The organism is Gottfriedia solisilvae (assembly GCF_002128405.1).
Classification (GTDB): domain Bacteria; phylum Bacillota; class Bacilli; order Bacillales; family Bacillaceae_G; genus Gottfriedia; species Gottfriedia solisilvae.
Genome location: NZ_NETJ01000002.1, coordinates 543,199 through 558,327 on the forward strand (window position 1 = coordinate 543,199; position 15,129 = coordinate 558,327).

Below are 15,129 nucleotides of genomic sequence, written 5' to 3' on the forward strand. Positions count from 1 at the left end.
GAACTAACTGGCGCTTTAGTTGAACAAGATCCTTGTCGCAATTGCGACTTTTTTTATTGAAGAAACAGGGCAGATTAGTTGAATTAGAGTGTTATAATTAATGTGAGTTTACAACAAAGAATTAAAAATGGAGTGACAATAATGTCATGGTATATATTAGGGTATTTAGTTTTCTACTGGGGGATTCCTCTTTTAATACTAATTGCACTGTTTACTTGGTTGGTGTTTAAACTTTAAGAGAATCCTTGTACAACTAACTGGCGCATTAGTTGAAAAACGTGATCGACGTTTTTGTCGGTCCTTTTTATTGCACAAAATGGCAGGAAAGTTGAATATGGAAAAAGGTTTCAATGGTATGATATGGAATATAATGGTAATAAACATTAGCAATTAACTTTTTAAAAGTAGGTGAATTATGAAGAAGAAAACACATGAAACAGAGTCAACGGATAGTAAGGTTAATGTGGATGATCACGAAATATATTCACCGATAGAGGATTTACAAAGAATAGAAGGTGTTGGTCCTTTAAAAAGGAATAGTTTAGACTTAGATAAACAACCAAAGGCAATTAAATTTATAGGATATTTTTTTATTGCATTTGTTTTAATATCAACTTTATTTTTTCTAATTGCAAATTTCTTATAGAACTAACTGGCGTGATAGTTGAATTTTATCGCGAGTCGCTAAAGCGGCTTTTTTTATTGAAGTAACGGCTGGAAAGTTTAATAATTATTATTATCTAAGAGGGGATAATTAAGTATGTTTTGATGAAAAGGTGATTTATTTGGATCGAGAAGAAAAAGAAATAAGAAAACAAAGATTGAAAGAACTTATACAACAAAGTCAGAAAAAGCGTTTAGAAGAAGAATATACAAATTTAGCATCTGTGTATAAAGAGGATTATCAAGATATAAATTCTGTAGAAATTTTATCAGAAGAAGAAAGTGAAAGTATTTATGATAAATTACAAGATAATTATCCATTAGTATCTTATGGAATTGGTGGAATTGACTGGAATTTAATGAAAAACAAAATGGAAATTACGACTTCGCGTCAAATCCAACAGTTTATTAATGAGCAAAGATATGACAATGTTAAGGTATATAGTTTAAAAAAAGCATCAGGATATCCAGGAACCCCGCCAGTTTTAGTAACTCCAATAAATAATATTATTAAGAGTTTCAATGACTTAAAATATGTTGAGCAAATACTATATTGTATTGAAAAGAAGTTTGTACTAGAAATAAATTTTAGTGGAAAAATTTTATTAGGGTGGAAGTAACGGATATTGTTATGTCTGTTTTTCTTCTTCAACTAACTGGCGCGTTAGTTGAAGTTACGAGTCGCAAATGCGGCTTTTTTTTTGAAGAAAATGGCAGTTTAGTTTAATAAGGATAATTATAAAAAGCAAATTCCCCCAAATTACAATTCTTATTCCAGTGATATAATTAATTTATATTTATTTACTATTAAATATAATACTAAGGTTTTTCTTTTATGGAGGAAAGATAAGTGCAGAAAGTAAAGAATGTTCTTTGTATCCTTTTTAATTTCTTTATCTTTGGTTTTCTTGTGTATTTTTTGAATGCACGTAGTAGTGGTTTTTGGAGTGTAAGCCCTTGGGGAGCTCACAATTTTACAACTATAACAATCCAAATAGTTGTGATTATTTTACCTTTAGTAGCCTTAGCATTATCAATATTTATGGGTAAATCTAGAATAAGAATTGTTATGATACTAGTTAGCATCGTATTTTGTCTAGTATTCTTACACTATATTTTGGCTTGGTATAGGTATTTAACAGAGTAAGAATAAATTGTGCAACTATTGAGAGCTTTAGTTGAACAAGTAATTGCTATAATAAAAGGCAGAATTTTTTTATAAGGGGAAATAAAATAATGTTAATACTTGCCCAAGAAGCGAATCCTATTTTAATTTATTTAGCTCTAATTGCTCCAATAATAGGCATTGTTTTGTTTCTTTTAGCTATTGTTATTATTGTTTGGATAGCAATTATAAGATAAGTTCCTATCATCAATCCATCATAATTCTTATTCAACTAACTGGCGCGTTAGTTGAACAATGATCGACTGCTTCGGCGGTCTTTTTTTAATGGACTTAATGGCAGTTTAGTTTACAAAGAAATGATATAATTTTATTGAAAAAATAAAGGTTTTTTATAAAAAGCATTGAAAAAACTCATATTAATCGGAAAGTATCATGGAGGAAGAGATGAAGAAAGTAATAAACATGATTAATCCAAGTTCAAAAGTGGCTGGAGTGTTATTAGTTGAATTGAAAAAAACAGAAAAAGCACTTGGTGCTATTTTTCCAGATGAATACAAGGAACTTTTTATAGAAACGAATGGAGCGAAATTTGGTGATTGGACTTTGTTCCCTATACAAAATAATGAACAAACGGCATTAACAATTGATATTGTGAAACAAAATCGGGAATTCAGACCAAATAATCTCCCAAATGATATGATGTGTATTGGTGAAAATATTAATGGTGATAAACTTTGCTATCGAATTAGGAAAAGATTTATGCAGGAACTAATTTATACTTGGAATGATAAAACTGGGTTAGGCAAATATGCGTCTTTAACATTAAGTGAATTTATCGATCGGCATGCACCTAAAATAAATACTAATAAGCCTAATAAACTTGGCACTTTTATGGTTGAAAGCGGAAAGCTAATTGTTACTGACCCATACTATAAAGTGGATGAAGAAGCTGAGTTGCAGATTGTACTTTTAAATGTGAAAAATGGTAAATGGACGGCTTCCATTTCTTATACTCCTGATGAAGTAGTTAAAAACTTATTTGTATTTTATGGGGAAAAGAAACCAAGTGGAAAATGGCATGTTTGCGATAAACAGATTGGAGTTGACTCTGCACAAACAGGAATTTTTAATTTTAATACATTTGCTAGAGACGAAGCAATCGAATTAGATGAGATAGTTGCTTCCGATGCACAGGGGGGAGTTGTGTCAGATGGTGCGGTTTCAATGTCTGGTTATGGTGACGGATTGTACGAGGTTAAAGTTAAATATAACATTTCAAAAGAGATTATTGGTGTGATGATAGACTTTTGTGAAGAGGAATAGTGGATGCACTAAGTGCTTATTCAAATAACTGGCGCATTAGTTGCATAAGAAAGTGCTTAATCAAATAAAAAGCGAGAACATGGAATTATATTCCATGTTCTTTTTTTATCATAAAGCCTATATTGGAGTATCTTATTATTTGATGTAAAAAAATACCAAAAATAACCTATCGTTAAATGGAGAGAATATTTAAACACTTTGATATTATAAAACTAAACTCAACGTGTATGTTATTAGATAATACGTTGTTATACAAAAAGAGAGAAAAATGGGGAGTTACACTTATGAAATCAACAGGTATTGTTAGAAAGTTAGATGAATTAGGTAGAATTGTTTTACCGAAAGAATTAAGAAAAACCATGAATATTGAAGGCAGAGATCCATTAGAAATTCATGTAGAAAAAGATTCGATAATAATTACTCAGTACGATAATTTATTAGGAAAAAGCGGGATTGTGAGAAAAGTAGATGATTTAGGAAGAGTTGTATTACCTAAAGAACTCAGAAAAACGTTAAAGCTTCAAACAAATGAACCTTTAGAGGTTTTTATTGATGAAAAACGAATAATACTTAAACAATTTTTTCCAGATAAAACATGTATGATTACTGGTGTAATTGATGATAAAAACTTTATTTTTGAAAATGGTAAGTTAGTGTTAAGTAAAGATGGTGCAAACATTCTTATCCAAGAATTACATAAATATGTAGGTCAATAAAATAAGCTAGTAAAAGGGAGACGACTCTGAAGTGAACCCAAAAAGTTAGACATATAGTTTTTATGCAGCTAATGAGGATTGGACTCTGTATTGTACAGGGGACAATCCTTTTAGTTTTATCTTAATACGTTCATAGTTGTAATAGTGAATATATTCATGTAACTTCTCAATAAACTGATCCATACTGCTAAATTCTTCATTGTATAGTAATTCAGACTTTAATAAGCCAAAGAAGTTTTCAATGACTGCGTTATCTAAACAATTCCCTTTACGAGACATACTTTGTTTAATTTTATTTTGTTTTAGTATCTCTCGATACTTTCTCATTTGATAGTGCCAGCCTTGGTCTGAATGAAGTATTGGTTTATCTCCATCATTTAGGCAGCCCAATCCCTGTTGTAACATTTCGTATACTAAATGAAAAACAGGACGCTTGTTAATGCTATAAGCTATAATTTCTCCGTACATTTGGAATTCTGTGATATCAGTTGCCCACTTCTCATTTGGTTTTGAAGCTGTAAAATTTCTTTCAAGTATATTAGGTGCAATTTTTCCTACGTCCCCTTTAAATGAACGGTATTTCTTTGCACGAACAGTAGCTTTCAATCCAATTTCATTCATCAATCGAAGTACTGCTTTATGATTTATTTGATAACCTCTTTTACGCAATTCTATAGTAATACGACGGTAACCATAACGTCGCTTATGTGAATGATATATCTCTTTAATCATTTCTTTTGTTTTATTATATTTGTCTGGTTCTTTCATATTTTTAACCCAGTAGTAATAAGTAGCACGAGGAATATCAGTTACTTTAAGCAGAACTGATAAGCTAAAACTAGTCCTTAATTCACTTATGATTTGTGCTTTGATTTGGTTTGTAATTTTTCTTTTTCTTGAATTAAGGCATGTAACTTTTTTAAATAAGCAACCTCCGCACGTAAACGCTCATTCTCTGCTTGTAAGTCTTCTTGAGAACCTGGAATAAATGTATTCTTTTTTTGTTTCTTCATTGATGGACGCCCCTTTTTCTTTGGATTAAGGGCATCAATACCATGTTCTCGAAATGTTTTTCTCCAAACTTCAATTGAACTTGGAGAAGAAATTCTAAACTTTACAGCTGTTTCTAAAACAGAGGCCCCTGTGTCGCTCATATATTTTAATACGTCCATTTTAAGCTCTAACGGATGTTTTGTATATGTAGAAATTAATCCATCCACTCCATATTCATTATAAAAAGCTACCCAAGTTTGTACGATTTTCTTTCGAACACCAATAGATTTACCGATTGAATCAAATGATCCTTCACCATTAAGATATTTTTGAATAGCTGTTAATTTTTGATCTAATGAAATTTTAGTCACAAAAAATGCACCTCCAATTGTTAGTTGTGTCTAACAATTGGGGTGCATTTCACTCCTAGAATCCTTATTGAACTAGCGCATGCGCTAGTGGAAGATCACGAGCAGCTTACAGCTCGTTTTTTCATGTAAATGGCATTCAATGAGAAAGTGGTATAATTATCTAAGAAAATTATGATATTTAAAAAAGACTGATTCAATTAATGAATCAGTCTTTTTTTAGTAATATTTGCAAGAGCATGAAGAATAAGTAGATGAATTTTCGTTCGAATTGTAAAAAATTAAGCATGTAATTTTAATAAATGTATTAAGAGTATTTATTTTGAAATAATTGTTCTGAAAAAATCATATCAATAAAATAAAATAGTAACAAAACTTTGTTAAGATATCTCTTGTGTTTATTTTTTCTGCAGTAGACATTCTTGTTACTAATGATCAAAGATGCTTTTCAAATATATAGATTAGATCTATATCATAAATGGCAATGGTTATCGTAACAAAGATAATTTTTTAAAGGAGATTTTTAATAATGCAATTTTTTACAATTCTTCTATTGTTTCTATGTACCTTTTTTCCTCTTTTCCATATGGTAAATTCTCTTACAATCTTTATTAATCGTAATAAACCCACACATATCCAAGTACGAAAATATAAAAGTATGAGTATCCTAATCCCATGTTATAACGAAGAAAACATAATTGAAACGGCTATAAAAGGGATGGAAAGAATAGATTACGCTGCAAAAGAGATCTTTTATATTAATGATGGTTCTCAAGATGGAACAATGAAAATTTTACATAATCTTTTACGTCTTGTACCGGATACTCGAAAAATAGAAAATCGTTTACAATTCAAGAAAGTCAAAAACTTCTATAAATCCACCTTGTATCCAAATGTTTATGTAATCGACAAAGAAAATGGTGGGAAACATGATGCGTTAAATGCAGGTATTGAATATTCAAATAATGAATTAGTAGTAACTTTAGATGCTGATAGTATTCTAGCAGACGATGCATTACAAGTATTAAATACGGAATTTCAAGATAATGCTGTAATAGCAGCAGGTGGTATGGTACACCCTCTCCAAGGTGTTAGTTTTAATAAAAAGAAAGTTCACCGTTCTTTATTAGTTAATCATGTTATTAGATTTCAAATTTTTGAATTCATAAAAGGTTTCTATATTAATAGAGTATCACTTGCAAAATTAGATGCACTTTCTGTTATTTCTGGTGCATTTGGCATATTTAATAGAGAAATTTTATTTCAAGTTAATGGATACCGGAAGACTCTGGGTGAAGATATCGATATTACATTAAAATTTCAGCAATATATTTTAAAAAATCCTGGCAAGCGGATGGCCTTTGTTCCAAATGCAGTATGTTTTACTGAATGTCCTGAAACTTGGAGAGATTTATTTAAACAACGAGTTCGTTGGCAGAAGGCATTTATTGATTGTATCGTTCATTATTTCCCAATGCTTATTAAGACGTTTCTTTTTCGAACTGTCTCTTTTTTTATGTTTATAGATTCATTTATTTTAGGTACAATTGCCATCTATTTTACGGTATTTAATATAGGATATATGTTAATCACTAATTTAGATCAAGCTATGAATTTAATGATTCTTTATTTGTTAGGTGTAGTTTCTTTAAACGTAATTTACAGTATGTTTGCTGTGTATCTTGCTCGATATTACGAAGTTCGATTCGAAGGAAAAGAAAAGATCCGATTTGCCTTTACGATTCTATTAGATTTAGTTGTGTATCGTTTTGTAACACTATTTTTTGTACTTTATGGAACAGTAGCATATTTTGTAAACAGCAATGATTGGAACAAAGTTGCAAGAACAGGACGAAATTATGAATTAGAGAAGGATAAAGGACTGGTGAAAGTTGGATAAAAAGCTTGTTATTGTATATGTTATTCTTATTTCATTTTTTATAATAGCATATCCATTTATGAAGAGTAGTGCATCGTTTGTTTCAGAACCAAAACAAAACGAAGAGTTTATTGGAAAAAGTAAATGTAGACCTTCACCAATTATAAATACAAAAGAAATACTAAAAGATCAAAATAAAGCTAACATTATTTTTACAATGGATGATGGTTGGGAAACACAATATACTAAGGCTTTTCATATTTTAAATGATAAAGGCATAAAAGGTAGTATTGCGATAATTCCTACAAAAATAGGAACTGAGGGATATCTGACATTAGGTCAATTAAATACCTTATACTTATCGGGTTGGGATTTAATGAATCACACATATACACATCGCCACTTAGCAAAATTAACAAAACAAGGGCAAAAAATAGAATTAGATAAAGCACGTACATGGCTAAATGATCATTGTTTTACAAAAGCAAGTGATATTGCTGTTTATCCATATGGTTCTTATAATCAAGACACATTAAAAGTATTACAGCAAGAGAAATTTCGAAGTGCACGTACGATAGTGGATGGAATACAATCTAACCATATAAAAAAATATGAAGTTCGAACGATCAACTTACTTTCTTCTACAGATATAGAATGGGTGATTGCTCAGATTGATCAGGCAATTCACACGAAACAAACGATTGTATTTACAAATCATCGTTTTGATAAAAAAGCCGATAATGCACAAATGAATTTTGATCCAGAAAAATATAAAAATATTGTTAATTATGTGGTTAGTAAGAAAGAACAATTAAATATCCTTACCTATTCTGAATGGCTTAATTTAAAGGGTTTAAATTGACCTTCGTCTTTTCTACTTTTGTAGAGAAAACCATAAGTAGCAGTTGCTAACTAAATAAATATCTTTTGCATATAAATAATAAACTAAAAAGCCAGTAAAAAAGCTCAGAATAAAGCTCTGAGCTTTTTTATTATAGATAAACTCATACATTAGTTATATTTTCTTAAAAACAAAAAAAACTAGCCTAAAACAAGGTTTTAACATTTAGTTGCTACGGCAGCTCTTTTTTCTTAAAAGAGCCACATCGAACCGAATGCGATCTCGATTGCTCAATCGAAATTTGAATCTTCACTAAAGCCATTTGCTATTCATTTTGAAGGTAAAACAGTTGGATTCTTAATGTTTAATACTACTGAAGAAGAGCTTGATGGTTATTGGATATATAGAATAATGGTTGAAAAGAATTTTCAACAACAAGGAATAGGCAAAATTGCGACTCAGTTAATGATAAATGAAATTGCTAAACTACCAAATGCCAAAAAAATTGTAGTAGGTTATCATCCTGAAAACTTAGGAGCACATAATTTATATTCAAGTTTAGGATTTATTGATCATGGCGACAGATTTGGTAAAGAAATGGCTGTTGTATTAGATATTGAGCAAAAATAAATATTCCTAATGTAACTAACTGGCGCTTTAGTTGTATAACACCAAAGGCTGTTATGGCGCCTTTTTTGCACTAAATGTCAGGGTAGTTTTTTAGAGTGATGAATAAATAGGATAATTTGCTTTGGATATTTGAAGGACACTACTGTTAAAATAAAAAAATACTAAGCTATTCCGTGAGGTATTATAGTGTATTAACTAAAAGACAAATCAATTGAAAAATATTTAGGGGCATAATAGTGATAAAAATGAGTAATAAAATAATAATAATATTTGGTACTTTAATTTATTTTTTTTCCTTTTTATTAGTTTTTCCTGTGAGTTTAGCTTTGTATAAGGTATTAGGAATGGGGTCAGGGGATCCTACCCTTGCTTTTTGGACATTGATTAATAACCTTCTTTCCTAGAGAATGTAATTTTCATTTCTAAAAGCGAGGTTTTTTAACGTAAAAAGTTGTGAAAAATCATATCTTGAATAAAGGGGGTTTTTCTATGACTCGAATAAAATACATTCAAAGTGATGTTGAATTATTGGCAAGATTAATCCGAACCGAAGCGGAAGCGGAAGGACAAAGGGGGATGTTATCTGTTGGTGCTGTCGTGATAAATCGAGCCTTGGTCAAGTGTTCAGATTTCAAAAATGTTGATACAATTCGAGAGGTCATTTATCAATATCATGGGAGCGACGCTTCCTTCGACGCGATTCAATCGCCATCTTTTTATCAAAGAGCGACCGAGCCTTATTTGAAGCTTGCTAGACAATGTTTACAGAATTGGCGACTATATCCTGCTGTGTATTCTTTGTGGTATTTCAATCCATCCGGTGCGGGAGTTCAAAATACCCAGTGTCCGCCTAAATGGTATGGTCAGCCTTATGCGGGAGTTTGGAAGAATCATTGCTTTTATGAGCCGACTGGGGCGGAATGTGCGGAAATTTACAAAATATAAAATAAAAAAAGAGCCGAAATTGGCTCTTATTTTACTTCCCAAAGTATGTCAGCGAAGACGTTGAATGTTATTTTTGAAACTCCCCAGTGTAGCAAGTCGTCGCTGTAAATGATTTCATTTGTACGCTTTTTCCATCTGTAAGCGCGATATATTTTCATTGTAAAAAAAGAATGAACCGAACCCCATTCTAATTGCTGGTGAACGTTCATAAAAAATTAAAGATTCATATGAAAATATCATGTTAGTAAGAGTTATGAACGTTTTATTGTGGAGGATAAACTTGAGAAACCAACAGTGGAGTAAAGTAAAGAAAAAGTTAGAGGGCTTTATCTGTGACTCTTTGAAAAATAGAGTACAGTTTACTGTCACGAATTATCGAAAGGCTCATTACCGATTAGGAAGGGCTTTTATTACGTTTGATAAAAAAGAAGTCTTAAATATGTGTATCATCACATCTGATATAGCCATTAATAAAACTAACTGGCGTCGTTAGTTCAATAAGAAACAAAAAAAGAACTTCAGAAATGAAGTTCTTTTTTAAATTTAAAACTTATGTTAAATAAATTAAATAACGAATTATAGAGGAAATCCATTTTCCCCCAAGTTAAAGTTTATTTTAACTAAAAATGTTTATTTTCACATATATGTTATGAGTAAATATTACTTTATTGCAGTACCTCGGCATTTTTTATTGAGCAAAATTATTTAATTTTACGTAGAAAATATATTACCCATTTATAAAATTCCCCCAATTTACGTGGAATTTTATAGATATTACACTAATAATATTAAAAACTTTAGGAGGATAACATGAAAAAGATTTTAATGGTGCTAGCTTGCACATTTCTTTTATTTGGTTGTTCAACGAAAACAAAAACTGAAAATAAAATTAGTCAAACCGTTGCAATTGTAGGCGTCACATCAGTTAACACTATTATTTATACGGTCGATAACGATAGTACTCTAATCAAGTCTATTAAAAAAGGATTCGAAACAAAAAAATCACAAAATGGGCAAATCGAAACACCTGATTTAAGACTAACCTTTATAAATGAGGCTGGTAATATAGAGAATTTTGAAGTGAATTACAAGCAAAGCATCTATTCGTCCAAAGGGCATGTTTATAAACTTGATTCAAAAACAACAAGTCTACTTCAAGAGCAATTTATGAATTAATACTGTAAATCTATATTTAATAAAATTGCTTAAGGCTCTAAAGAGCTGAACAATCACCTCCTATTTTACAATTGCAGTTTAGTAGAAAAGGAAAAGTGTTAATAGTTCTTCTTGAATTAAGAGTTTTATCAGCTTAGGAGGGTATATGAAAAAAATATTCATTTTAACATTAATTCTAACAGTTTGCCTTATTACTTCTGCATGTGTATCAATGAATACAAGTAATAAAAGTATACAACCAAAAAAATTAGATGTTGAGCAAACATCGAAGCTGGAAAACTGGGATATTCAAGCTATCCCAAGAATGGACCATAAAAAATGGGTTTATGATACTATAATTAAGTTTAATCGAGATAAAACTGTAAATTTAACAGTATTGAACTATGATAAAACAAAAATTAGGTATGAGGATGTAAAACCTCTAATTCCTCTTAAAACGTTTGGAAGTTATGACTATGAAGAAAGTGTTTACTCTAGAAAAAATAGTCATTTATCTTTTACTCTAAAATGGAGTGAGGGTGACAAGATTTATAATGGTGTAGCTAAATTTAATGTTAAATCCCAAAATTAGTAAGGAATAAGTCATCATCATAAAAAAATTAAAAACGAGGCTAAAATGGATGAAAATAAGCACAAAGCGCGTGATTCAAATTGGAGGGCTAGGAATTCTTCTTCTTTTTCTAGGTGTGACATGGTTTTATCCTTATTCGTTTTTTAGTCTGAAAAAGTCGGTAACATATGAACCGTATGTTGTTGCGGTTAAAGGCTACAAAAATATGGTCAATAAGATTAAACAAACGGTTGAACCAACCGACAAAATCCAAACGAATAATGTTAAAGGTAATTAAGCTTCATTATTGAATATTAATAATCTATAAGAAAGAGGAGATTAATATGAAACCTTTAATAGCTGTTTTGTATATTTCTTTTGGTCTAATAATTGTTACATTAACGTACTTTGAAAATTTTTCTGGTCCTAAATATATTACAGATATTGGATGGTTTCTTGTTATATTTGGTTTATTTTATCCATATTACAGTAAAGTTGTTAATTATTTTAAGTTAGAATTTAAAGAAGAGAAAAAGGATATTTAACTTATACAACTAACGAGCGCGTTAGTTCAACAACATGATCGACTGTTTAGTCGATTTTTTTATTGTGCTAACTCGTAATAAAGCTGAATAAGAAGGAATGAATAGTAATGTGTAGAAGTAAAAGAAGTAAGTGAAAGATAGGAGATAGTATAGATGATAGGAGATTGTATAGATGATAGACTTACAAAAAGATTTTAAGTTTTTTGCATTGAGTTTAATATTTTTAGGAGGATTTTTAGGTTTTATAATTTCGGAAATTACACAAACAACGCAAATGGGTATTTGTATATTATTAGGAATAATTTGCGGATTCTTTAGCCTTTTCACATTAACTATTTATAATAAATGGTTTGATAATAATGCCCAAAAATAATTTTACTTAAACTTGTTTCCATTTTACTATGCAACTAACGAGCGCGGTAGTTGCAGTTACGAGTCGCAAATGCGGCTTTTTTTATTTAAAAAACTGGCAGAATAGTTGAACAAGGATTTAAATAAGTTTTGAAGAATTGTAAAGTATAGGACAGATTGAGCTTCACAAGGTATTCGAATAGACAAATAAGCCGAACATCGGATAACAATGATTCAATTGAAGTGTTCTATTCATTCATAACGCTAGGATTGCTATCATAGAAGAATGAACGAACTTGACAGTACCAAACAAGGACAAGGAGTGAAGTTATGAAATTTCTGCTTACATCTGGAGGCATCAATAACAAAAGCATACTCGATGCGCTGGTTGACATGCTGGGCAAGCCAATTGCTGACTCCAACGCCCTTTGCATCCCCACTGCGATGTATGGACACCCATGGGTTGGCCCTGGCGTCAAAGCCTGGCAGTTCATCAGTGGGAAAGAGGAGAATCCCATGGTCAGCCTCGGTTGGAAGTCAGTCGGCGTGTTGGAGCTCACAGCACTGCCAAGTATCGACGAAAACCGCTGGAAACCACTGGTTCAGGAGACAGATGTACTGCTGGTGTCAGGCGGCGACGCCCTTTACCTGTGCCACTGGATGCGTCAATCCGGGCTGGCAGACCTTTTACCGTCACTGAACTCAGTCTATGTGGGAATGAGTGCTGGGAGCATGGTGATGGCACCTAACATAGGGGAATACTTCGTTGGTTGGACTCCACCAGAGGGTGGTGATGAAACACTGAGACTGGTTGATTTTTCAATCTTTCCGCACCTGGATCACGAGATGCTGCCGGGAAATACCATTGCTACCGCAGAGAGATGGGCAGCCGAGATGCAGGGGCCAGCGTATGCAATTGACGATCAAACCGCCATCAAAGTAATCGACGGAGAGGTTGAAGTTGTCTCCGAAGGGCATTGGAAACTGTTTTCGCCCTGATACTACTCCTCAGGAAACTGTTGCTAAATTAATATTGAAATAGATTGAAGCTCATTCTAACTTAAGTTAGGATGGGTTTTATTAAGAAGTCATATCCTAATGCAACTAACGATCGCTTTAGTTGTATAAGAGAGTTATTATTTTTATACAGTCGAATATTAGCCTAGAACCATAATTAACTATTCCGATGAGGAGGATTTTTGTGCGTCCACGACCATTATTTATTGAAAATCCAGAGCATGCTAGGTATGTTAGTCTTGTGCCAGATGGAGATATTGAGGAAATACTTAGTAAGCAACGAACTAAGACCATTACCCTCTTAAGCAGCGTATCAGAGGAGTCAGCAAGGAAGGCGTACGCACCAGGGAAATGGACTTTAAAAGAAGTGATTGGGCATATGACCGACTCGGAACGTGTGATGTCGTATCGAATGCTTGCCATTGCACGAAATGAAAGTGCACCACTCCCAGCAATGGATCAGGATCAATACGTTTCTACGGCAAACTTCAACAAATTATCCTGGGAGCAGTTACTAGCTGGTTTAGACACGGTACGCTCCAACACGTTAAGCCTTATTTCAACCATTGATGATGTAGCGTGGGTTCGTAATGGAACTGTAATGAACAGCCCAGTTTCGATAGGTACCATTGCATATGGCATTGCCGGGCACGAGTTACACCATATGAAAGTGATTAGTGATAAATACTTATAAGTCTTTTTCTATTAATGAAAAAACCTAATTTCTCATTTAATGCTGAAAAATTAGGTTTTTTAATATTGAAACTTCCTTAACGTTGTAAATCTGCATTTTACTGACGCTACCCCTTATAGCGAATTTACTATACTTTCAATCAGAACTAAGGAGATAATTTATGTTGGATTTAGATAAAACAAGAGAAAAAATCATTGCCTTAGATGAGTCAGATGCTAAAAAACATTGAAATGATGACCGCCGCTTATTTGGAAATGGCAAAAGAAGGAAAAGGTGACTTTACAAGCGATAAAAGTGTAGATGAACTAGTAAAGATATTAAATAATATCCCGAGACCAGATGTACTAAAAGAGATGTAAAAGAAAAAGCAACAAGTGAATTAAATAAAACTTCTTATTCAACTAACGAGCGCGTTAGTTAAATAACATTAAAGTCGCATTTGCGACTTTTTTAATGGAAATAAGAAGATATTCATAAATATAGAGAGAATAATTAAATACTTGTAAAATAGTATAGTCCAAATGGATAAGTCATCATATAATATTAAAGTGTTTATATACGAAAAAGTGAGGTGGAACATTTTTATGGGTAGTCCCAGTATAAGTGAGTCGGATAATTTACCGACATCAGAGGAAGTCATACAATTGAATATCCAAGTCGGATTACACTATAAAAATGTAGTCCGACTTCTATAAGATTTTGAAACATGGCTTCCTCTAAAAAAGAGGAGGTTGGAAAAATGGTACAAAACATTTGGAAACAAATTAATTTTAAAAAACAAATTGAGAAACCCCATAAAATACAGGGTTTTGATATTGATTTAAACCAAGAAAATTTATCACGTATTGACCGACTTGTGGACCGTTATGAATCAGAGATCCTGCAACATCTGAATAGTGATTATAAACAATCAACAAAGTTGTCAGATAAGATCGCAGATAAAATTGCCCAATTCGGAGGTAGTTGGAAGTTTATTATTTGGTTTAGTTGCACACTTGCTGCCTGGATGATTTGGAATAGCTTATCTATCACGAAAGCTTTTCATTTTGACTCTGCGCCTTTTATCTTGTTGAACTTATGTCTATCTTTTATTGCAGCTTTTCAAGCACCAGTTATTATGATGAGTCAAAATCGTCAAGCAGTACGAGATAAGCATGAATCTGTAATAGACTTTGCAATAAATTATAAAGCAGAGCAAGAGATTGATGACATGCAAAGTCGACTACACAATATTGAAAATCAATTAACAGAGATTAGAGAATTACTTAAGCAAAAAATTTAATGATACTGATATAAAAGGATCTTCATTACA

Annotated in this window: 18 protein-coding genes and 2 pseudogenes; 19 read left to right on the forward strand and 1 reads right to left on the reverse strand. The window is 31.9% G+C overall.

Annotated elements, in window-relative coordinates:
- The first annotated feature begins 415 nt into the window (after positions 1 to 415).
- From CAB05_RS07310 to CAB05_RS22340, 5 genes are all read left to right on the forward strand, one after another.
- Positions 416 to 646, forward strand: coding sequence for a hypothetical protein (locus CAB05_RS07310; protein WP_087999165.1), 231 nt, complete (start codon positions 416 to 418; stop codon positions 644 to 646).
- Positions 647 to 785: 139 nt separating this feature from the next.
- Positions 786 to 1,283 carry a CDI toxin immunity protein gene (locus CAB05_RS07315; RefSeq protein WP_087999166.1) on the forward strand — a complete coding sequence of 166 codons (498 nt, stop codon included), beginning with the start codon at positions 786 to 788 and terminating at the stop codon, positions 1,281 to 1,283.
- A 230-nt stretch (positions 1,284 to 1,513) separates the two neighbouring features.
- Positions 1,514 to 1,810: a hypothetical protein gene (locus CAB05_RS07320; RefSeq protein WP_087999167.1), complete on the forward strand. Its 297-nt coding sequence runs from the start codon at positions 1,514 to 1,516 to the stop codon at positions 1,808 to 1,810.
- Positions 1,811 to 2,233: 423 nt separating this feature from the next.
- Positions 2,234 to 3,112 carry an SMI1/KNR4 family protein gene (locus CAB05_RS07325; RefSeq protein ID WP_087999168.1) on the forward strand — a complete coding sequence of 293 codons (879 nt, stop codon included), beginning with the start codon at positions 2,234 to 2,236 and terminating at the stop codon, positions 3,110 to 3,112.
- Positions 3,113 to 3,396: 284 nt separating this feature from the next.
- The gene (locus CAB05_RS22340) at positions 3,397 to 3,828 is read left to right on the forward strand and encodes an AbrB/MazE/SpoVT family DNA-binding domain-containing protein (RefSeq protein WP_167374462.1); all 432 of its coding nucleotides are present in this window, start codon (positions 3,397 to 3,399) and stop codon (positions 3,826 to 3,828) included.
- 60 nt (positions 3,829 to 3,888) lie between these two features.
- On the opposite strand, the gene CAB05_RS07335 is transcribed toward CAB05_RS22340, so the two are convergent.
- Positions 3,889 to 5,192, reverse strand: a protein-coding gene (locus CAB05_RS07335; protein ID WP_087999170.1) for an IS3 family transposase whose coding sequence is annotated in 2 segments (ribosomal slippage) — positions 3,889 to 4,739 and positions 4,739 to 5,192 — 1,305 coding nt in all. Because the reading frame shifts where the segments join, the coding sequence is not laid out codon by codon here.
- 655 nt (positions 5,193 to 5,847) lie between these two features.
- Between CAB05_RS07335 and CAB05_RS07340 the strand changes: the two genes are divergently transcribed.
- The 14 genes and pseudogenes from CAB05_RS07340 (at position 5,848) to CAB05_RS07405 (ending at position 15,099) form a co-directional block, all read left to right on the forward strand.
- On the forward strand, positions 5,848 to 7,089 hold the full coding sequence (locus CAB05_RS07340) for a glycosyltransferase family 2 protein (RefSeq protein ID WP_158093204.1): 1,242 nt from the start codon (positions 5,848 to 5,850) through the stop codon (positions 7,087 to 7,089).
- Entirely contained in the window at positions 7,082 to 7,930 is an 849-nt protein-coding gene (locus CAB05_RS07345) for a polysaccharide deacetylase family protein (protein ID WP_087999172.1), read from the forward strand. The genes CAB05_RS07340 and CAB05_RS07345 overlap by 8 nt, the downstream gene beginning before the upstream one ends.
- 234 nt (positions 7,931 to 8,164) lie before the next feature.
- A pseudogene (locus CAB05_RS07350) lies at positions 8,165 to 8,539 on the forward strand (GNAT family N-acetyltransferase); the annotation flags it as partial.
- 489 nt (positions 8,540 to 9,028) lie between these two features.
- Positions 9,029 to 9,484, forward strand: a complete 456-nt coding sequence (locus tag CAB05_RS07355; protein ID WP_087999174.1) for a cell wall hydrolase — start codon at positions 9,029 to 9,031, stop codon at positions 9,482 to 9,484.
- A 253-nt stretch (positions 9,485 to 9,737) separates the two neighbouring features.
- Positions 9,738 to 9,953 (forward strand): annotated as a pseudogene (locus CAB05_RS07360) (SF0329 family protein); the annotation flags it as partial.
- Positions 9,954 to 10,294: 341 nt separating this feature from the next.
- Positions 10,295 to 10,660: a hypothetical protein gene (locus tag CAB05_RS07365; protein ID WP_087999175.1), complete on the forward strand. Its 366-nt coding sequence runs from the start codon at positions 10,295 to 10,297 to the stop codon at positions 10,658 to 10,660.
- A gap of 145 nt (positions 10,661 to 10,805) precedes the next feature.
- On the forward strand, positions 10,806 to 11,231 hold the full coding sequence (locus CAB05_RS07370) for a hypothetical protein (RefSeq protein WP_087999176.1): 426 nt from the start codon (positions 10,806 to 10,808) through the stop codon (positions 11,229 to 11,231).
- A gap of 49 nt (positions 11,232 to 11,280) precedes the next feature.
- Positions 11,281 to 11,508, forward strand: coding sequence for a hypothetical protein (locus CAB05_RS07375; protein ID WP_087999177.1), 228 nt, complete (start codon positions 11,281 to 11,283; stop codon positions 11,506 to 11,508).
- Positions 11,509 to 11,554: 46 nt separating this feature from the next.
- The gene (locus CAB05_RS07380; RefSeq protein ID WP_087999178.1) at positions 11,555 to 11,755 is read left to right on the forward strand and encodes a hypothetical protein; all 201 of its coding nucleotides are present in this window, start codon (positions 11,555 to 11,557) and stop codon (positions 11,753 to 11,755) included.
- A gap of 172 nt (positions 11,756 to 11,927) precedes the next feature.
- A complete protein-coding gene (locus CAB05_RS07385; protein WP_087999179.1) occupies positions 11,928 to 12,128 on the forward strand; it encodes a hypothetical protein in 201 nt (66 codons plus the stop codon).
- Positions 12,129 to 12,436: 308 nt separating this feature from the next.
- On the forward strand, positions 12,437 to 13,105 hold the full coding sequence (locus CAB05_RS07390; RefSeq protein WP_087999180.1) for a Type 1 glutamine amidotransferase-like domain-containing protein: 669 nt from the start codon (positions 12,437 to 12,439) through the stop codon (positions 13,103 to 13,105).
- A gap of 202 nt (positions 13,106 to 13,307) precedes the next feature.
- Positions 13,308 to 13,817, forward strand: a complete 510-nt coding sequence (locus tag CAB05_RS07395; RefSeq protein WP_087999181.1) for a DinB family protein — start codon at positions 13,308 to 13,310, stop codon at positions 13,815 to 13,817.
- 203 nt (positions 13,818 to 14,020) lie between these two features.
- Entirely contained in the window at positions 14,021 to 14,176 is a 156-nt protein-coding gene (locus CAB05_RS07400; protein ID WP_213087719.1) for a hypothetical protein, read from the forward strand.
- A gap of 380 nt (positions 14,177 to 14,556) precedes the next feature.
- Complete coding sequence (locus CAB05_RS07405; RefSeq protein WP_087999182.1) at positions 14,557 to 15,099, forward strand: DUF1003 domain-containing protein; 543 nt, start codon at positions 14,557 to 14,559, stop codon at positions 15,097 to 15,099.
- Positions 15,100 to 15,129: the final 30 nt, after the last annotated feature.